This is a genomic window from Arthrobacter pascens (assembly GCF_030816475.1).
In the GTDB taxonomy this organism is placed as follows: domain Bacteria; phylum Actinomycetota; class Actinomycetes; order Actinomycetales; family Micrococcaceae; genus Arthrobacter; species Arthrobacter pascens_B.
The window spans coordinates 4,592,748-4,611,427 of record NZ_JAUSXF010000001.1; the positions used below are offsets into that span (position 1 = coordinate 4,592,748).

Here is an 18,680-nt window from a genome sequence, read left to right on the forward strand (position 1 = left end):
AAAACACGCCAGGCGCGTGGAGGACTTTCCGGGCTGTCTTACTTGTATACGCGGACCCAGTCGACCTGCATCTGCGAGGGTTTGGTAGCCGAGCCGTCCGGGAACCAATCCAGCTGTACTGTCTGTTTCATGGCGACCGCGGGCTGGTGCGCAGGGTTCGTGTCGGTGAAGGTCTTTACGCCGTCGATGTATCCGTTGATGGCAGCCGGAGTCCACTCAACTGCGTAGTTGTGCCACTGGGTGGTGTCGAGGGGAGTCGCCGTCGTGGTCTGGAAATCCTCTCCACCACAGGCGTAGTGCAGGAAGAACTTCATTAGGGTGGTGTCCTTGGTGCTCTCCGCATAGTCGATCTCGGGACAGTTCGGGGCAGAGCTGTTGCTGAGGATCAGGACGGGGTGGTACTGCGGGTCCCGTGCATTGGTTTTCATGCGGGTCTCCCAGCGGCCGTACCTTTGCTGCGAGAACTTTGCTGACATGCCGCCCGTAGTGCCTGCGGAGTCGCCGCTTACGGTTGCTACGCCGTTGGCGACCGACCATGCCTGGGGGCTGCGGATGCCTTTGCCTGCATGCCCCGCACTGTTATAAACACTCCATTTTGTGGAATCCGGTGCTCCGGTGTTGGAGAATTCATCTCCGGCCACGACAGGGCCCCAACCGAAGTTGGTAGCTGCCTGCGAACCGTCACCCGTCGTGGGTGCGGCCTGCTTGGCGACGGGCTGCACCGCGGGGGCAGCGGGTGCTGCCGGGGCCGGAGCGATGGCCGTTGACGGGTCTGTCGCGGCTGGAGCGGCAGTCTGGTCGCTGCTTGAAGCCGCCGGCTCCGGGGTTGCCGCGGCGGAGGACGTAACGGGTGCGGGAGCCGGGGCTGCACTGGATGGTGATGACTTATGGCCAGCCTGGCTTGGGGCAGAGGCCGCATGTGTCGTGGCTGCGACGTCGCATGCCGTCAGGGACATAGCTCCTGCCATGGTGATTACGATTGCTATTTTTTTGAACAAAATACCCCTCCGGGCTTAGGACTTGGGCAAACGACTGCCGCAACTGAGGCGATGACGACTGCGGAGAGCATCTTTCGGCCCCTTGGCGGGTCCGAGCAAGCAGGCGCCGCTGGGGCGCATCGGTGCCCGGCGTTCGGGCTGTCCGGGGCCCTGCATTGGGGCCAGCCGCTACGTTACCTGATCGTGACCTTCTGTCGCAAAAATGTGACGTTTGACCCAAATCACCCCTCCGGTCCTGTTGCCTTCCGTTCACCTTCGCGTTTACTTCGGGGCTTAGGTTGGCCGGGTGTGCGCTGATTCTTTGCTTCCTTCGAGTGGGCGCCGTGTCTTTGTCGCACTCGGGGATTCATTCACCGAAGGCGTGGGGGACCGGGATGAACGCCTGCCCAACGGGGTCCGCGGCTGGGCCGACCGGGTGGCGGAGAAGCTGGCCAAGGCCCAGCCGGGCTGGAAATATGCCAACCTGGCCATCCGGAGCAAGCGGCTGAGGCACATCATGAGTGAGCAAGCTGACCTCGCGCTGGCCATGGAGCCCGCACTGGTAACCCTCTACGCCGGCGGGAATGACATCCTGGACCTGGGCACGGACGTGGCAGCGCTCATGGAGGACTACGAAGAACTGGTCGCGAGGCTGGCCGGGACGGGGGCCACTGTGGTTCTGTTCACGGGTTTCGACGTCAAGGTCTCGGCCCTCCTGGAGCCCCTGCGGAAACGGAACGCTTTCTACAATCACAGGGTCCGCGAAATCGCGGCGAAGTACGGGGCTGTGCTGGTGGACTATTGGTGCCTGGATGCCTTCCACGACCGGCGAATGTGGGATTCAGACCGGCTGCATATGTCCAAGGCAGGCCACAAATACCTTGCCGGGCAGGTGCTGGATCAACTCGGAGTGCCGCACAAAATCCTGCCGAAGGAATGGGACCCGCCGGCCAGGCTCAGCCTGCGGGAGTGGGAAAGGCGGCAGCGGCGGTGGGTTCACGATTGGGTCCTGCCCCTGTTCGGCCGCAAGATCAGGGGCGTCACGCTGGGGGATGCTTTAAGCCCGCGCTGGCCGGAACCGGTGAAGGTGCCGCGAAAGGGCGGCCTCAAAAAGGTGTCAGAAAAGGCCAGGGCCCAAGGCCGGGAGTGCTAGGCGTCCAGGAGGTTTTCGAAGCCAGGTGCAACCCTGTTGGCGGCGAACTCGGTGACTTCGAAGTCCGCGACGCCGTTCACGTAGAAGGGGTCCTTGGCCAGGCTGGCGTCCAGTGTCATCCGATCTGCCCGGGACAGCAGCAGCCCGCCAGTCCGGGGGACTTTGCGTCCTGCGGCAACAAAAACGCCGTCGTCAAAAGCACCCTTCAGCCAGTCGACGTGGGCCTCCAGATGGAAGTCCACAATGTCCTCGGGCACCCTGTAGCTCAGCGAGACAACATACATACCGTTCAGACTACCCGGAGGGCGCGGGGTCACTTGAAAGGTCAAACACTTAAGCAAACCTAGAATGTACGTATGACCGAACCACGCTGGCTCAACGCCGATGAACGCCGTGCCTGGCTGGCCCTGCTGAGCATCAACACTATGCTTCCGGCGGCTCTGGATACCCAGCTGCACACGGCGGGCAAGGTGTCCCTGTTCGATTACAACGTCATGGCGATGCTGTCCGAAACCGAGGGGCGCTTCCTGCCCATGAGTGAACTCGCAGCCCGCACCAGCTCCTCGTTGTCCCGGCTCTCCCACGTGGTCACCAAGCTTGAGAAGCGCGGCTGGGTGGAGCGGCGCCCGCACCCCGGTGATGCGCGCGTCACCACTGCGCACTTGTCCGACGCTGGCATGGCCACTTTGGTGTCACTCGCACCAGGGCACGTGGAAGCGGTCCGCACGAAGTTCCTCGATGCCCTGACGGCGCGGGATGTCTCGGACCTGGCACGGATCGGCGAGAAGATCGTGGCCCGGCTGGACGATGACCACTGGATCCTGCGCGAGAACTGAAGCCGTCACGCACCCTGTTCCCGACCCGGCCCGCCCCGGCACTTGGTTGCTCCCGGCAACGGATGACACACTGGCGCTATGGATTTTTCAGCCCGGTACGTAGCCCTCGGCGATTCCTTCACGGAGGGCGTTGGTGATGATGACCCCGCGCGCCCCAACGGTGTGCGCGGCTGGGCGGACCGTGTTGCCGAGCAGCTGGGGGCGGCGGATCCGGGCTTCGGCTACGCCAACCTCGCCATCCGCGGAAGGAAACTCCGCCGGATCATGGCTGAGCAGGTGGACGCCGCCGTCGAACTTAAGCCGACCCTGGTGACAATTTACGCAGGAGCCAACGACATTCTGCGTCCGAAGATCGACATCGACGATCTCCTGGTGGAGTACGACGCCGGCATCCGGAAGCTGACCGCCACGGGCGCCACAGTGGTCATGTTCACCGGTTTTGACTCCCGCGGTTCCAAGATTTTCAGCACCACCCGAGGCCGCACCGCTATCTACAACGAGCTGGTCCGCGGCATCGCCGGCGACCACAATGCCCTGCTGGTGGATTACTGGCGCTTCAGCGAGTACTACGACTGGGGCATGTGGGCCCAGGACCGGATGCACATGTCGGCCGCCGGGCATGCCAACATGGCCAAGCGCGTGCTGACCGTCCTGGAACACGATCACTCGATCGAGGTGCCGCCCATGACGCCGGTTCCCGAGCTGAGCCGCAGTGAAGCCATCCGCGCGAATGCCCGCTGGGTCCGCGATTTCGCCGCCCCATGGGTGGTCCGCAGGGTCACCGGCAAGTCCTCCGGGGACGGCCTCGCCCCGAGGTATGCCCAGCTGACCCGCCCCTAGCTGCGGAAGCCCGGCGTCGCCAGCAGCTCCCCTTCCGCCGTCACGGCCAGCACGGATATGTCCCAGCCATCCGCAGCCCGGTCCAGCATTGGGGCGCCGCCGGCCACAATCGCTGTGGCCAGGACGTCGGCGGTCACCACGTCGGCGGCGGCTACGGACACCTGGACAAACTCCTCAGCGGCGCCCCGCTGCCGCCAGATGTGGTGGCCGCGTTCGGCGGATCCCGAGGTGGCCAGCGCCGCATGCCTTCTTCCGGCACCAAGGGCATACCCGGCCACCAGGGCGCGGCGGTCTGCGGGGTCAACGATGCCGGCTTGCCACGCCTTACTAGTTGGCGGCGTACTTCCAGGCTGCGTACTTCCCGGCAGTGGAGAACCGCTGACTAACACGTCGCCGCCGGCGTTCAGACACCAGTGATGCAGTCCCAACGCCAGCAGCGACGTCCCCGCCTCACTGATGGCATGACCCTTCACCAGACCGGAAAGGTCCACCACGCCGTCGGGTCTTTTAGGAGTGAATGCCCCTTCGGTGCGGCGCCGCCAGTCCAGCGCGTCCGCATACAGCGTGCGCATGGCGGCGGAGGCGTTCTGGAGCAACAGCTCGCCGCGGGCCAGCCGGTTCGCTTCCGAATCAGGCCGGTACAGGCTGAACGTGTGGTCCAGTTCCTGGAAGAGGCTTTCGACGACGGCGGTAGCGGCAGCGAACTCGTCGTCGACCAGGTGCCCTCCCGGAGCCGGATCGCGTGGAAAGGCCAGGCTGATGACCGTGCCCATGCACCGGAACGTCCTGGCCTGCAAGGCAGGACGCTCCGCAGCTGGCCTGAGGCTGTCAGAGATGGGCGGCATCGATGGCTGCCTGGAGGGAGGTGAGATACGCATCGCTGGTGACTGTGGCGCCGCTGATGGTCTGGACGTTTGCGGACTGGGCCGCCAGCGCTTCACTCCGCAGCAGGGGAGCGGCCCGGTTGCTGATCTGGACGGATTTGCGGTCGTCGTCGGTGAGGTGGAGCGCCTTCACATCGGTGATTGCGCCGGCTTTGACAGTGATCTGGACCTGGACGCTCCCGAACCTGGTCTGGACACTGGCGCCCGTGTATGTGCCGCCGGCCGCCGTCGAGGACTCTGAAGAGCCGGAGTCTGTGCTTCCGGTCCCCGAGGTACCGTCACCGGCGGCCGCCCCTCCGGTGGCTCCAACTGACATGGCCGCTACCGGAGCCTGGACCTCGGCCACTTGGGCGCCGGCCTGCCAGCCGGCCAGGAGGATGCCGGCCGATGCCAGCGCCGCTGAAACTGCTCCCCGGACGGTCACCAGTCAAACCTTTCGTGATGGATCTGTTCCGCCCGGACGCCTGCGGTACGGGCGTCGGCGACGACATTGCGGGCCCAACCGGCCGGACCGCAGACATAAACATCCGACTCCGAGATGTCCGGTGCGTAGGCTGCGAGTGTGTGGCCCCTGCGGACAGCCTCCTCAGGCAACCAGGTGTGCGGGTCCCCATCGACCCTGGGACCTGTCAGGTGGAAGAGCCTGGCGCCACGGTTCCGGCAGATTTCAAGGATTTCCACGCTGAGGTACAGCTCCTGTTCGCTGTGTCCCCGAAGCAGGACGGTGGCGTTTCCAGGACTAAACGGTGTGCTTTCGAGCAGGGCACGCAGCGGGGTGATGCCGATTCCGGCTCCGATCATTACCACTTTGTCCCGGGTGCGGGCCGCCGTGCCGAATAGCCCGTAAGGTCCTTCCACAGCCACCTTTGTTCCGGGCCGCAGGCGGGCAAGCTGTGCCGATCCACGGCCCAGGTTCCGCACCGTTATCCGCAGGCCGCCCTCACCCTGAAGGCCGTGTGCAAGGGGTTCCGCCGACAGGCTGAAGGGATGCGGATGCCACCATAATCCCGGGGCAAGGAACCGCCAGACGAAGAACCTGCCCCCTGTGCCGGTAAGCCGGTCGAGCTGACGTCCCGACATCTCAATGTTCACAACCCCTGGGGCCACCGTTTGAATCCGGCTGACGGTGAGCCGGTGCCGGTAGGTGGCCAGGACGGGCTGTAGCACGCGGAAAAAGAGCAGGGCCGTCCCGGTGGCAACGCAGATGGCCATCCAGTACCAGCGTTGCCACGTCCCTTCAGCGAAGACCGCTCCCACGCTGAACTGATGCGGGATCGAGGTGGCGACTGCGGCATACGTCAGCAGGTGCACGCCGTACCAGAACTCGTAGGGAAAACGCCGGCGTACGGCCACCAGGGAAGTGATGACCACAGCGAGGAACAGGGCCATCGAAATGAAGGCGAGCCACATATCAGGCACCTGGACCCACAGGGCAACCGATTCGCTGACGGGATCCAACCCCTCGGCCATTCCGTAGCCCACAGCTATCAGGAGTCCGTGGGCCAGCAGCAGGTAGAGGGACGGCTTGCCGAGTTTCCCGTGGAATTCCAGCGCCCGGTCGTGGCCGATGGTGCGGTCGATCAGCGGAATCCGGGCCGCCAGAAGCAGCATCAGCAGGACCAGGTCCATTCCCGCCAGGCCGGCGACGATCCCCATTGCGGTAAACGCGGACGCGGCGGAATCGATGCCCCTTGCGCCGCCGTCGGCTAGCCAGAGCGCCAGTGAAGCCGCCACCGAACTCCAGGCCGTCACCGTCAGGGCATCAGAGCGGAGTCGCCGTCGGCGGTGCTGTGACGCAAAGTTGTGGGGCCCGGCGGGGATTGCGGGATATGTACGAACCTCCGGGCCGCCGGAGCGGCTATGTGCCGGAGGTGCCGGCATGAGCTGTGAGTTCATGCTTCAAAGATCTGCCGTGAAGCTTTCATTCTGCTGTGAAGCGACAGGTGCATTCGCTATGACTTCTGCAGAACAGGTCGATTGCGATGATACAGGCGCTTATTCACCCGTGGACGCCGGATTGGTCTTTAATTGCCCGAACTCGTAGACTTGGTAGGCGCTAAGTGCGCGGAGCGTGCGCAATTGCTCCGGTGGCCCGGTAATTTTCTCCAGGGTAGCCGGTAGTTAGGGGCTCAAGTTGCGTGACTAACCGTTCACCCTGATCACTTTGGGTCGCACTTGGACGCATGATCCAGCAGCAGATATGCGGATCATTACTTTCAATTTTTGAGGAGAAGTCATGGCAGCACACTGCCAAGTGACCGGAGCCGAGCCGGGCTTTGGGCACAGCATTTCGCACTCGCACCGCCGCAACAAGCGCCGGTTCGACCCGAACATCCAGAAGAAGCGCTACTGGGTTCCGTCCCTGCGCCGTAATGTCACCCTGCAGGTCTCTGCAAAGGGCATCAAGACCATCGACGTACGCGGCATCGACGTAGTCGTCGCCTCCATCCTTGCTCGGGGAGTGAAGCTCTAATGGCTAAGGACAAAGACGTACGTCCGATCATCAAGCTCAAGTCGACTGCGGGCACGGGTTACACCTACGTAACCCGCAAGAACCGTCGTAACGATCCGGACCGCATGGTCCTGAAGAAGTACGATCCCAAGATCCGCCAGCACGTCGAATTCCGAGAGGAGCGCTAAACCATGGCTAAGAAGTCCAAGATTGCTCGCAACGAGCAGCGCAAGGTCATCGTTGAGCGTTACGCTGCAAAGCGCCTCGAACTGAAGAAGACCCTCGTCGATGCCAACGCTACCGACGAAGCACGCGAAGCTGCACGCCTCGGCCTGCAGAAGCTGCCCCGCAACGCGTCCCCGATCCGTCTGCGTAACCGCGACATCATCGACGGCCGTCCCCGCGGTACCTTCCAGAAGTTCGGTATCTCCCGTGTCCGCTTCCGCGACATGGCGCACCGCGGTGAGCTCCCGGGCATCACCAAGTCTTCCTGGTAATTCAGCACTGCTGATTCCAGCTGCTTGAGAAGGGCCGGCAACCATGTGGTTGCCGGCCCTTCTGCTTTTAATCGCTGCCGTCCGGCAAGTGCCCTCACGCGGGTTGGATGTAAGCCAGCACACAGAGGTGAAGTACGACGGCGGACGGCCGGCAGGGTGCCTGGATGGGCGATCCTGACGCGGAATCACGGGCTTGCAGACCCCTCTCAGGCCGGATTTGCGGTGGGGGTTGAGTGGGTGTATTGTTTTTTAAGTCGCCGCGAGGGAGACAGCGAAGAGCTGGTTACCCCGGGCGGCCAAACCCCCAAAATAAAGACCAAATTCTGGTAGCTCATTAGAGCGCCTCGATTCGGTGGGGCCGGCTCTCCTGCCGGTGCCGATCCTGAGACACGGATTTGCATCGTGAAGGCGAACCGGGTAAGTTTGAAAAGTTGCTCCGGAGCGATCCATGGCTGGTTTTTGGTTGTGGTGGTGTCGGATGTGTCTGTTGTTTGAGAACTCAATAGTGTGCCAAGTTTGTTGATACCAATTGTTTTTTGATTGGTTGTTTTGGCCGGGTCCGCCACCTCGTGGTTGGGTCTGGTTTTTACAGCTGGTTTCAAATTTTTGCAGTGTGGTTGCCGCGTTTTCCCGTGGTTTCCATGTTGTTTTCGTTTTTGTTTTACTTCAACGGAGAGTTTGATCCTGGCTCAGGATGAACGCTGGCGGCGTGCTTAACACATGCAAGTCGAACGATGAACCTCACTTGTGGGGGGATTAGTGGCGAACGGGTGAGTAACACGTGAGTAACCTGCCCTTAACTCTGGGATAAGCCTGGGAAACTGGGTCTAATACCGGATATGACTCCTCATCGCATGGTGGGGGGTGGAAAGCTTTTTGTGGTTTTGGATGGACTCGCGGCCTATCAGCTTGTTGGTGAGGTAATGGCTTACCAAGGCGACGACGGGTAGCCGGCCTGAGAGGGTGACCGGCCACACTGGGACTGAGACACGGCCCAGACTCCTACGGGAGGCAGCAGTGGGGAATATTGCACAATGGGCGCAAGCCTGATGCAGCGACGCCGCGTGAGGGATGACGGCCTTCGGGTTGTAAACCTCTTTCAGTAGGGAAGAAGCGAAAGTGACGGTACCTGCAGAAGAAGCGCCGGCTAACTACGTGCCAGCAGCCGCGGTAATACGTAGGGCGCAAGCGTTATCCGGAATTATTGGGCGTAAAGAGCTCGTAGGCGGTTTGTCGCGTCTGCCGTGAAAGTCCGGGGCTCAACTCCGGATCTGCGGTGGGTACGGGCAGACTAGAGTGATGTAGGGGAGACTGGAATTCCTGGTGTAGCGGTGAAATGCGCAGATATCAGGAGGAACACCGATGGCGAAGGCAGGTCTCTGGGCATTAACTGACGCTGAGGAGCGAAAGCATGGGGAGCGAACAGGATTAGATACCCTGGTAGTCCATGCCGTAAACGTTGGGCACTAGGTGTGGGGGACATTCCACGTTTTCCGCGCCGTAGCTAACGCATTAAGTGCCCCGCCTGGGGAGTACGGCCGCAAGGCTAAAACTCAAAGGAATTGACGGGGGCCCGCACAAGCGGCGGAGCATGCGGATTAATTCGATGCAACGCGAAGAACCTTACCAAGGCTTGACATGGACCAGACCGCTGCAGAGATGTGGTTTCCCCTTTGGGGCTGGTTCACAGGTGGTGCATGGTTGTCGTCAGCTCGTGTCGTGAGATGTTGGGTTAAGTCCCGCAACGAGCGCAACCCTCGTTCTATGTTGCCAGCGCGTTATGGCGGGGACTCATAGGAGACTGCCGGGGTCAACTCGGAGGAAGGTGGGGACGACGTCAAATCATCATGCCCCTTATGTCTTGGGCTTCACGCATGCTACAATGGCCGGTACAAAGGGTTGCGATACTGTGAGGTGGAGCTAATCCCAAAAAGCCGGTCTCAGTTCGGATTGGGGTCTGCAACTCGACCCCATGAAGTCGGAGTCGCTAGTAATCGCAGATCAGCAACGCTGCGGTGAATACGTTCCCGGGCCTTGTACACACCGCCCGTCAAGTCACGAAAGTTGGTAACACCCGAAGCCGGTGGCCTAACCCCTTGTGGGAGGGAGCTGTCGAAGGTGGGACTGGCGATTGGGACTAAGTCGTAACAAGGTAGCCGTACCGGAAGGTGCGGCTGGATCACCTCCTTTCTAAGGAGCACCTACGGATTGTTCATGCCATGTATGTGGTGTGGGGGTTTGTCAGGAGTATATGCCCGTTGCGCAGACGCAAGTTCTGCGGCGGGTGCTCAAGGGTGGAATATCAACGAATAGCGGCTGCCTGGTTTATGCCTTGTCTAGTACGGATGTTTTGTTCTTCCTTTGGGGAGTGCGGGTGTCCTGGAACGTCGGGGTGTGGTTTGGGTGGTTTAGTGTTTGGCACACTGTTGGGTCCTGAGGCAACAGGGCCGGTGGGATGCGTCATGGCTTACGGGTTGTGGTGTGTTTTTCCGGGTTTGTTTGTTTCTGGTTTCCTGGCTGCACTGATCGCACGGTTTGCTTGTCCTTTGGGGCGGGTGGTGTGTGGGGTGTGTGGTTTGGGGTTGTTGTTTGAGAACTACATAGTGGACGCGAGCATCTTTTATAAGAAGCAATTTCCAAGAATATGAACCTGGATCTGTCCGGGGTGCTGTTGCTGTGGCTCTTTTGGGTTGTGGTGGTGGTTCCCGGGTGGTTTTCGTGGTTCTCTCGTGAATTAGTTTTTTGATCTTTTGTGGTCAAGTTTTTAAGAGCACACGGTGGATGCCTTGGCATTAGGAGCCGAAGAAGGACGTAGGAATCTGCGATAAGCCTGGGGGAGTCGATAACCGGACTGTGATCCCAGGGTGTCCGAATGGGGAAACCCCGCCAGACGCGCGAGTGATCTGGTGACCCGCATCTGAACACATAGGGTGCGTGGAGGGAACGCGGGGAAGTGAAACATCTCAGTACCCGCAGGAAGAGAAAACAATAGTGATTCCGTTAGTAGTGGCGAGCGAACGCGGATCAGGCTAAACCGTTCCATGTGTGATAGCCGGCGGGCGTTGCATGGTCGGGGTTGTGGGACTTTCCATACTGGTTCTGCCGGACCGGTGGGGTGTGATGTGCAGGCATAGGTGAACGGTCTTGAAAGGCCGGCCAGAGAGGGTGTGAGCCCCGTAACCGAAATGTTGTGTACCGCCTGTGAGAGTATCCCAAGTAGCACGGGGCCCGAGAAATCCCGTGTGAATCTGTCAGGACCACCTGATAAGCCTAAATACTCCCTAATGACCGATAGCGGACCAGTACCGTGAGGGAAAGGTGAAAAGTACCCCGGGAGGGGAGTGAAACAGTACCTGAAACCGTGTGCTTACAATCCGTCGGAGCAGCCGTGAGTAATCACAAGTAGCTGTGACGGCGTGCCTTTTGAAGAATGAGCCTGCGAGTTAGTGTTACGTCGCGAGGTTAACCCGTGTGGGGAAGCCGTAGCGAAAGCGAGTCTGAATAGGGCGTTGCAGTGGCGTGATCTAGACCCGAAGCGAAGTGATCTACCCATGGCCAGGTTGAAGCGACGGTAAGACGTCGTGGAGGACCGAACCCACTTCAGTTGAAAATGGAGGGGATGAGCTGTGGGTAGGGGTGAAAGGCCAATCAAACTTCGTGATAGCTGGTTCTCCCCGAAATGCATTTAGGTGCAGCGTTGCGTGTTTCTTACCGGAGGTAGAGCTACTGGATGGCTAATGGGCCCTACAAGGTTACTGACGTCAGCCAAACTCCGAATGCCGGTAAGTGAGAGCGCAGCAGTGAGACTGTGGGGGATAAGCTTCATAGTCGAGAGGGAAACAGCCCAGACCACCAACTAAGGCCCCTAAGCGTGTGCTAAGTGGGAAAGGATGTGGAGTTGCGAAGACAACCAGGAGGTTGGCTTAGAAGCAGCCATCCTTAAAAGAGTGCGTAATAGCTCACTGGTCAAGTGATTCCGCGCCGACAATGTAGCGGGGCTCAAGTACACCGCCGAAGTTGTGGCATTCAGATTTTTGCTAAGCCCTTGTGGTTCAGGCGTCTGGATGGGTAGGGGAGCGTCGTGTGGGCGGTGAAGTCGCGGTGTAAACCAGCGGTGGAGCCTACACGAGTGAGAATGCAGGCATGAGTAGCGAAAGACGGGTGAGAAACCCGTCCGCCGAATGATCAAGGGTTCCAGGGTCAAGCTAATCTGCCCTGGGTAAGTCGGGACCTAAGGCGAGGCCGACAGGCGTAGTCGATGGACAACGGGTTGATATTCCCGTACCGGCGAAAAACCGTCCATGCTGAACAGGGGATACTAACTGCCCGAGACCTGCCCGATCACCCTTGTGGTGTGAGGGTTTTGGTGGAGCGCGGGACCTGATCCTGGGAGGTAAGCGTATTAACAGGTGTGACGCAGGAAGGTAGCCAAGCCGGGCGATGGTTGTCCCGGTCTAAGGATGTAGGGCGAACGGTAGGCAAATCCGCTGTTCATGATGCCTGAGATCTGATGGGACCCCCTCACGGGGGGATTTGGTGATCCTATGCTGCCGAGAAAAGCATCGACGCGAGGTTTTAGCCGCCCGTACCCCAAACCGACACAGGTGATCAGGTAGAGAATACTAAGGCGATCGAGAGAATTATGGTTAAGGAACTCGGCAAAATGCCCCCGTAACTTCGGGAGAAGGGGGGCCCCAACCTTGATGGACACACGCTGTCCGGAGGGGATCGGGGCCGCAGAGACCAGGGGGAAGCGACTGTTTACTAAAAACACAGGTCCGTGCGAAGTCGCAAGACGATGTATACGGACTGACTCCTGCCCGGTGCTGGAAGGTTAAGAGGACCGGTTAGCCGCAAGGCGAAGCTGAGAATTTAAGCCCCAGTAAACGGCGGTGGTAACTATAACCATCCTAAGGTAGCGAAATTCCTTGTCGGGTAAGTTCCGACCTGCACGAATGGAGTAACGACTTCCCCGCTGTCTCAACCATAAACTCGGCGAAATTGCAGTACGAGTAAAGATGCTCGTTACGCGCAGCAGGACGGAAAGACCCCGAGACCTTTACTATAGTTTGGTATTGGTGTTCGGAGTGGCTTGTGTAGGATAGGTGGGAGACGTTGAAGCCCGGACGCCAGTTCGGGTGGAGTCATCGTTGAAATACCACTCTGGTCACTTTGGACATCTAACTTCGGCCCGTAATCCGGGTCAGGGACAGTGCCTGATGGGTAGTTTAACTGGGGCGGTTGCCTCCTAAAAAGTAACGGAGGCGCCCAAAGGTTCCCTCAGCCTGGTTGGCAATCAGGTGTCGAGTGTAAGTGCACAAGGGAGCTTGACTGTGAGAGAGACATCTCGAGCAGGGACGAAAGTCGGGACTAGTGATCCGGCGGTACATTGTGGAATGGCCGTCGCTCAACGGATAAAAGGTACCTCGGGGATAACAGGCTGATCTTGCCCAAGAGTCCATATCGACGGCATGGTTTGGCACCTCGATGTCGGCTCGTCGCATCCTGGGGCTGGAGTAGGTCCCAAGGGTTGGGCTGTTCGCCCATTAAAGCGGTACGCGAGCTGGGTTTAGAACGTCGTGAGACAGTTCGGTCCCTATCCGCTGCGCGCGCAGGAAATTTGAGAAGGGCTGTCCTTAGTACGAGAGGACCGGGACGGACGAACCTCTGGTGTGTCAGTTGTACTGCCAAGTGCACCGCTGATTAGCTACGTTCGGATGGGATAACCGCTGAAAGCATCTAAGCGGGAAGCTCGCTTCAAGATGAGATTTCCATACACCTCGTGTGTGAGAGGCCCCCAGCCAGACCACTGGGTTGATAGGCCGGATGTGGAAGCGAGGACTAACGACTCGTGAAGCTGACCGGTACTAATAGGCCGATAACTTACACCACACACCACCCCGCAAACGAACTTCAAAAGCGTTTGCAACCAGGGGCTGGTAAAAAGAAACAAGACTGCTTGCGTCCACTATGTGGTTCCCAAACAACAAACCAAACCGGTTAGTTGCAGGGAACAAAACCACAACTACATAACAACACCACAACTGCCCCTTAACACGGGCACGAATGTTGTAACCACAAGATTTCCCCACCCCGCGGCACAGCCAACGGGTCCGGGTACAAGGGTTACGGCGGTCATAGCGTGGGGGAAACGCCCGGTCCCATTCCGAACCCGGAAGCTAAGACCCACAGCGCCGATGGTACTGCACCCGGGAGGGTGTGGGAGAGTAGGTCACCGCCGGACAACCATTAGGTCGAGAGCCCCCCAACACACACGTGTTGGGGGGCTCTCCCACATTAACCACCACACACAACCCCCTCCCACCACCCGCAGCCCTTTTGATGGACCCTCACTCACTACCCGCACGGTTTTGGGCGACCCTCACCCACTACCCGCAGAAACCCGCGACCCGGCACCCCACCCAAGCGCCGCCGTCGAACCCTACCCGCACGAACTGGGAGAGCACCCCCCGGATTCCTGCAAGAACTGAGAGAGCATCCCCCGGATTCCTCCAGGAACTGAGAGAGCGTTGCAGAGGCGCGCGGCTCTAGACTTACGGTCTATGACCTCCTCTTCCCCCGGTAACCCGCCCGCGAAGCGCGCCACCATCCTCGACGTCGCGGCCGCTGCGGGCGTTTCACGGCAGACTGTGACCCGGGCAATGAACGACATGCCAGGCATCCGGCAGGCCACCCGCGAACGCGTCCAGGAGTTGGCACGGGAACTGGGCTATTCGCCGAGCAGATTCGCCAAGGGCCTGGTGCAGGGAGCGCGAACATCCGTTGGCCTGGCCATCCCCGACCTCACGAATCCCTACTTTCCAGCCTTCGCGTCAAGTGTGGTGGAGATGGCTACCCAGCGCGGCTGGAACGTCGTGATGGATGATTTCGGTCACGGCACAAGCAGTTCGTTGGACGCGGTCGCGCGGCTGTCACCCCAGGTGGACGCCGTGATCGGATATCTGGGCTCCGACTCGGGGAAGGCCCAGGCAATGCTGGGCAGGCGTCCGGTGGTGGTCCTGGACGATCCGGCTGGACAGACGGCCGGCGGAATCTCCTTCGACTACTCGCACGCGGCCAGGCTCGCCCTAGGCCGGCTGCTCGCCGTGGGCTGCGGCCACATCGCCTACCTGGATTCGGGGACAGACGATGCACTTACGGTCCGCGGCTCGGCCGTGGCAGGGGTGGCTGCAGAACTGGGAATTGAACTCACGGTATTGCATGCCGCCGAGTCAGCCCAGGCTGCGGGTGAGGCGGTGGCGGATCTGGTTAGCCGCCACGCCGCAATGGACGGTCTGGTGGTCTTCAACGATCTGATGGCTGCCGGCGCCCTGAAGGGTCTGGCCAAAAGCGGCCGCACAGTGCCGGATGACTGCGCTGTGATCGGAATGGACGGCATTCCCCTCGGGGAGCTTGTCACGCCGGAGCTGACCACCCTGTCCCTGAACCTCCGCGAGGTGGGAAGAACCGCCGTCGACCTTCTTGAAGGACTGCTCTCCGGAGCCTTTGCCCACGGCAGCCCGGAGGCACAGCTAAAGCTCCGTCATGACCTGATTTTGCGTGAATCCGCCTAACGAGGCCTATTCAAACCACGCCCGAAGGGGATACCATCTCATATTAACGTGAACGTTCACGAAGCGTCGTCGGAAGTCACATCCCAAAGGCCCCTCAAACTGCAGCAAGGAATACCCATGTCAGTTCAATCAACCTCCGCACCGGCAGAGAACAGGCCAGACACCGCTCCAGTCCCGCAGGGAGTTGGCTCCCAGGAACGCAGCCTGGAGCTCGCCGCTGCAGCTGTTCAGGAACTGGCCTCGGTGGCGCCGGCGAGGGGGACGCTGCCTGCGCGCGCCTACCTCAGCACCGATGCCCCCAGGAAGTCGCTCAACGGAGAGTGGCAGTTCCGCCTGAGCGCGGGTATCCGACAGGCACCCGAAGACGGCTGGCAGCAGGGCGTGAGCCCGGCGGGGTTCGGCCCGCTCCCTGTGCCCTCGAGCTGGCCCATGCACGGGCATGGTTCGCCGTGGTACACGAACGTCCAGTTCCCATTCGCGGTGGAGCCGCCACATGCGCCCGAAGCGAACCCTATCGGGGACCATCTCGTCGAATTCCAGGCCGGCCCTGAGTTCTTCCCGAGTGCGCTCCTCCGGTTCGACGGCATCGAATCCGCCGGCACCGTGTGGCTCAACGGCAAGGAGCTGGGGAATACCCGCGGGAGCCGGCTGGCACATGAGTTCGACGTGACCGGCGTTCTGGTCGAAGGCAGGAACGTCCTCGCTGTGCGGGTGGCGCAGTTCTCCGCCGCCAGCTACATCGAGGACCAGGACATGTGGTGGCTGCCCGGCATCTTCCGGGACGTCACGCTGCAGGCCCGGCCGGAACACGGAATCGATGATGTGTTTGTCCATGCGGACTACGACCACCGCACGGGCGAAGGCATTCTGCGGGTGGAGGCGAGCCGGGCAGGCGAGGCGATTGACGCCGTCGTGCGCGTTCCGGAACTGGGGCTGGAACTGGAGGCCGGCAGCGAGCACCGCATCCCGCAGGTTTCGCCCTGGTCCGCGGAGCTGCCGCGGCTCTACGAAGCGACTGTCAGCGCACCCGGTGAGACCGTGGCCCTGCAGATCGGCTTCCGGAGCATCACCATCGAGGACGCACAGTTCAAAGTCAACGGCCGGCGCATCCTGCTGCGCGGAGTCAACCGGCATGAGCACCATCCAGGCCTCGGCCGGGTGGTGCCCCGGAACGTCGTGGAGGCCGAACTGCGGCTGATGAAGCAGCACAACATCAACGCCATCAGGACCTCCCACTATCCCCCGCACCCTGAGTTCCTGGCGCTGGCGGACCAGCTGGGCTTCTACGTCGTGCTCGAATGCGACCTGGAGACGCATGGCTTTGTCAGCGCGGGCTGGAACGAGAACCCCAGCGATGACCCGCAGTGGGAAGCCGCCCTGGTGGACAGGATGCGCCGCACTGTTGAACGCGACAAGAACCATGCCGCCGTCATCATGTGGTCGCTGGGTAACGAGGCAGGCACGGGCCGCAACCTTGCAGAAATGTCACGCTGGGCCAAGGACCGGGATCCGTCGCGGCCCATCCACTATGAGGGCGACTTGAGCTGTGCCTATGTTGACGTCTACTCACGGATGTACGCCTCCCACGCCGAGACCGACCTGATCGGCCAGGGCATGGAGGACGCCCTGGAAGACCCGGCGCTGGATGCCCGCCGCCGAGCCATGCCGTTCGTGCTGTGCGAGTACGTCCACGCCATGGGCAACGGGCCTGGCGGCATGTCTGAATACCAGGAGCTGTTCGACCGCTACCCCCGTCTGATGGGCGGCTTTGTGTGGGAATGGCTGGAGCACGGGATAACCGCCACGGACGACGATGGCCAGGAGCACTTTGCGTACGGCGGTGACTTCGGTGAGGAAATCCACGACGGCAACTTCGTGACAGACGGGCTCGTGGACGCGAACCGCAAGCCCCGCCCCGGCCTCCTGGACTTCAAGAAGGTCATCGAGCCGCTTACCGTCGCTGTGGCCGAGGACTGGTCCGGCTTTACCCTGCGCAACGGCTTTGACTTTGCGGACACTTCGTCATTCAGCTTCCGTTACACGGTGGAGTCCGACGGCGAAACGCTCGACGCCGGAACGGTGGACGTTGCGCCGTTGGCTCCGCATGCCGAAGTGCGTGTCGACCTCCCCGGCACCCTTGCCGGGCTGGGCGGCGGCGGCACCGCAGTCCTCACAGTCAGCGCTGTCCTTTCTGCTGATGCTGACTGGGCCGACGCCGGGCATGAAATCGCGTGGGGCCAGGCCGTCCGCGGTATCGCTGCCTCCGAGCCGCGGCCCGCACTTGAGCCGGTGGATGTCGAGGCCGCGGAACTGCGGCTGGGGCCGGTGGTCTTCGACCGCGTCTCCGGGCTTCCCACATCAATCGGCGGCGTCCCCATCGATGACCTGCGCCTGGTTCTCTGGTGGCCGCCCACCGACAACGACCTTGGCGGCGAATGGAGCGGACCCGACAGGCGGCCGATGGCCACCCAATGGTCTGAAGCCGGGCTCAACAGGCTCCATGCCCGCCTGCTCGGCATCTCCGCTTCGGTATCCCCGGACGGCGGAGAACTGCTGACGGTCCGGACCCGGATGGGTGCAGCAGACAAGCAGTTCGGTGTGCTGGTGGATTATTCGTGGTCCAGCGATGGGCAGTCCGTCAGCCTCCGGACCCACGTCCGCCCCGATGGCGAATGGATCAATGCAGGCCACGGCGTGGAGTGGGCCCGAATCGGGCTCGAAATCGTACTCGCTGCGCAAACCAAGTCCGTGAGCTGGTTCGGTCAGGGCCCGCACCAGAGCTACGCCGATACAGGCCAGGGCACTAGGACCGGTTGGTTCGAGCTGCCAATGGAGGAGATGGACGTCGACTACGTTCGCCCCCAGGAGTCAGGTGCACGGTCCGGAGTGCACACAGCATCCCTCGAGCTCGAGACCGGCACGTTCGTAATCGCCGGCGCACCGTTCGCACTCACGGTGCGCCCTTACAGCCAGAATGTCCTGGCTGCCGCCCTGCACCGGCCCGACCTGGTTCCTGATGGGCGCAGCTACGTATACGTGGACCACGCCCTTCGCGGCGTGGGCACCGCAGCATGCGGACCAGGAGTGCAGGAGCCGTACCGTGTGAAGCCGCGGGAAGCGGACTTCACGGTCGTACTTCAGGTGCGTCCCTGACGTTCGCCTGCTGTGACCCACTCCACAGGGAAGGGTTCGCGCTGATTGAACCGTTCCTGCGGGCTTGAAGCCTCTGGAATCCCCGCCAGTTCGGGGATTCCGGGGGCTTCCGGCATGCTCGGCCGGGGATTTGCGGTAGTGGTTCCGGCCGTGTATTGTTTTCTGAGTCGCCGCCGCTGAAGCGGAAAAATAGCGACCGACCCCCTTCTTCAACAGCCTGAAATGGCACGCAAATTAGTGTGCGAAATACGGGCGGGGCCGACTTGTGAAGCTTGAAATCGCGGAAACGCTGATTTGCAAAGCAACCAGAGATC

13 protein-coding genes and 3 rRNA genes are annotated in these 18,680 nt (G+C 61.3%); 11 read left to right on the forward strand and 5 right to left on the reverse strand.

What is annotated here, in order from left to right; genetic code table 11:
- Positions 1 to 38: 38 nt before the first annotated feature.
- The gene (locus QFZ40_RS21160; RefSeq protein WP_306906761.1) at positions 39 to 956 is read right to left on the reverse strand and encodes a glycoside hydrolase family 16 protein; all 918 of its coding nucleotides are present in this window, start codon (positions 954 to 956) and stop codon (positions 39 to 41) included.
- 343 nt (positions 957 to 1,299) lie between these two features.
- On the opposite strand from QFZ40_RS21160, the gene QFZ40_RS21165 reads away from it, so the two are divergent.
- The gene (locus QFZ40_RS21165) at positions 1,300 to 2,130 is read left to right on the forward strand and encodes an SGNH/GDSL hydrolase family protein (RefSeq protein WP_373427456.1); all 831 of its coding nucleotides are present in this window, start codon (positions 1,300 to 1,302) and stop codon (positions 2,128 to 2,130) included.
- Here the strand turns inward: QFZ40_RS21165 and QFZ40_RS21170 are convergent.
- Positions 2,127 to 2,414 carry a YciI family protein gene (locus QFZ40_RS21170; RefSeq protein WP_306906763.1) on the reverse strand — a complete coding sequence of 96 codons (288 nt, stop codon included), beginning with the start codon at positions 2,412 to 2,414 and terminating at the stop codon, positions 2,127 to 2,129. The two genes, QFZ40_RS21165 and QFZ40_RS21170, sit on opposite strands and share 4 nt — an antisense overlap.
- A gap of 72 nt (positions 2,415 to 2,486) precedes the next feature.
- Here QFZ40_RS21170 and QFZ40_RS21175 point away from each other — a divergent pair, with 72 nt between their 5' ends.
- The gene (locus QFZ40_RS21175; protein WP_306906764.1) at positions 2,487 to 2,966 is read left to right on the forward strand and encodes a MarR family winged helix-turn-helix transcriptional regulator; all 480 of its coding nucleotides are present in this window, start codon (positions 2,487 to 2,489) and stop codon (positions 2,964 to 2,966) included.
- Positions 2,967 to 3,044: 78 nt separating this feature from the next.
- Entirely contained in the window at positions 3,045 to 3,806 is a 762-nt protein-coding gene (locus QFZ40_RS21180) for an SGNH/GDSL hydrolase family protein (protein ID WP_306906765.1), read from the forward strand.
- On the opposite strand, the gene QFZ40_RS21185 is transcribed toward QFZ40_RS21180, so the two are convergent.
- From QFZ40_RS21185 to QFZ40_RS21195, 3 genes are read right to left on the reverse strand one after another with little or no spacing between them, the layout of a single operon-like run.
- Entirely contained in the window at positions 3,803 to 4,579 is a 777-nt protein-coding gene (locus QFZ40_RS21185; protein WP_306906766.1) for an FAD:protein FMN transferase, read from the reverse strand. The two genes, QFZ40_RS21180 and QFZ40_RS21185, sit on opposite strands and share 4 nt — an antisense overlap.
- A gap of 55 nt (positions 4,580 to 4,634) precedes the next feature.
- Entirely contained in the window at positions 4,635 to 5,114 is a 480-nt protein-coding gene (locus QFZ40_RS21190; protein WP_306906767.1) for an FMN-binding protein, read from the reverse strand.
- Positions 5,111 to 6,586: a ferredoxin reductase family protein gene (locus tag QFZ40_RS21195; RefSeq protein WP_306906768.1), complete on the reverse strand. Its 1,476-nt coding sequence runs from the start codon at positions 6,584 to 6,586 to the stop codon at positions 5,111 to 5,113. Before QFZ40_RS21195 ends, QFZ40_RS21190 begins: the two co-directional genes overlap by 4 nt.
- A gap of 340 nt (positions 6,587 to 6,926) precedes the next feature.
- Here QFZ40_RS21195 and rpmB point away from each other — a divergent pair, with 340 nt between their 5' ends.
- From rpmB to QFZ40_RS21235, 8 genes are all read left to right on the forward strand, one after another.
- Positions 6,927 to 7,163: a 50S ribosomal protein L28 gene (gene rpmB, locus QFZ40_RS21200; RefSeq protein ID WP_104043693.1), complete on the forward strand. Its 237-nt coding sequence runs from the start codon at positions 6,927 to 6,929 to the stop codon at positions 7,161 to 7,163.
- Positions 7,163 to 7,330 carry a 50S ribosomal protein L33 gene (gene rpmG / locus QFZ40_RS21205; protein ID WP_013602737.1) on the forward strand — a complete coding sequence of 56 codons (168 nt, stop codon included), beginning with the start codon at positions 7,163 to 7,165 and terminating at the stop codon, positions 7,328 to 7,330. Before rpmB ends, rpmG begins: the two co-directional genes overlap by 1 nt.
- A gap of 3 nt (positions 7,331 to 7,333) precedes the next feature.
- Positions 7,334 to 7,639, forward strand: a complete 306-nt coding sequence (gene rpsN, locus QFZ40_RS21210) for a 30S ribosomal protein S14 (RefSeq protein WP_050687445.1) — start codon at positions 7,334 to 7,336, stop codon at positions 7,637 to 7,639.
- A 666-nt stretch (positions 7,640 to 8,305) separates the two neighbouring features.
- Positions 8,306 to 9,829, forward strand: a 16S ribosomal RNA gene (locus tag QFZ40_RS21215).
- A gap of 564 nt (positions 9,830 to 10,393) precedes the next feature.
- Positions 10,394 to 13,531 (forward strand): 23S ribosomal RNA (locus tag QFZ40_RS21220).
- A gap of 235 nt (positions 13,532 to 13,766) precedes the next feature.
- Positions 13,767 to 13,883: ribosomal RNA gene (gene rrf, locus QFZ40_RS21225) — 5S ribosomal RNA — on the forward strand.
- The 16S, 23S and 5S rRNA genes sit together here, the layout of an rRNA operon.
- A gap of 319 nt (positions 13,884 to 14,202) precedes the next feature.
- Complete coding sequence (locus tag QFZ40_RS21230) at positions 14,203 to 15,213, forward strand: LacI family DNA-binding transcriptional regulator (RefSeq protein ID WP_306906769.1); 1,011 nt, start codon at positions 14,203 to 14,205, stop codon at positions 15,211 to 15,213.
- Positions 15,214 to 15,330: 117 nt separating this feature from the next.
- Positions 15,331 to 18,366, forward strand: coding sequence for a glycoside hydrolase family 2 TIM barrel-domain containing protein (locus tag QFZ40_RS21235; RefSeq protein WP_306906770.1), 3,036 nt, complete (start codon positions 15,331 to 15,333; stop codon positions 18,364 to 18,366).
- Positions 18,367 to 18,680: the final 314 nt, after the last annotated feature.

Excerpts from the sequence above, each read along its gene's own strand:
- QFZ40_RS21185 (WP_306906766.1), bottom strand. The coding sequence starts at position 4,579 with ATGGGCACGGTCATCAGCCTGGCCTTTCCACGCGATCCGGCTCCGGGA.
- QFZ40_RS21170 (WP_306906763.1), bottom strand. The coding sequence starts at position 2,414 with ATGTATGTTGTCTCGCTGAGCTACAGGGTGCCCGAGGACATTGTGGAC.
- QFZ40_RS21230 (WP_306906769.1), top strand. The coding sequence starts at position 14,203 with ATGACCTCCTCTTCCCCCGGTAACCCGCCCGCGAAGCGCGCCACCATC.
- rpmB (WP_104043693.1), top strand. The coding sequence starts at position 6,927 with ATGGCAGCACACTGCCAAGTGACCGGAGCCGAGCCGGGCTTTGGGCAC.
- QFZ40_RS21160 (WP_306906761.1), bottom strand. The coding sequence starts at position 956 with ATGTCCCTGACGGCATGCGACGTCGCAGCCACGACACATGCGGCCTCT.
- QFZ40_RS21180 (WP_306906765.1), top strand. The coding sequence starts at position 3,045 with ATGGATTTTTCAGCCCGGTACGTAGCCCTCGGCGATTCCTTCACGGAG.
- rpsN (WP_050687445.1), top strand. The coding sequence starts at position 7,334 with ATGGCTAAGAAGTCCAAGATTGCTCGCAACGAGCAGCGCAAGGTCATC.
- rpmG (WP_013602737.1), top strand. The coding sequence starts at position 7,163 with ATGGCTAAGGACAAAGACGTACGTCCGATCATCAAGCTCAAGTCGACT.
- QFZ40_RS21175 (WP_306906764.1), top strand. The coding sequence starts at position 2,487 with ATGACCGAACCACGCTGGCTCAACGCCGATGAACGCCGTGCCTGGCTG.
- QFZ40_RS21235 (WP_306906770.1), top strand. The coding sequence starts at position 15,331 with ATGTCAGTTCAATCAACCTCCGCACCGGCAGAGAACAGGCCAGACACC.
- QFZ40_RS21195 (WP_306906768.1), bottom strand. The coding sequence starts at position 6,586 with ATGAACTCACAGCTCATGCCGGCACCTCCGGCACATAGCCGCTCCGGC.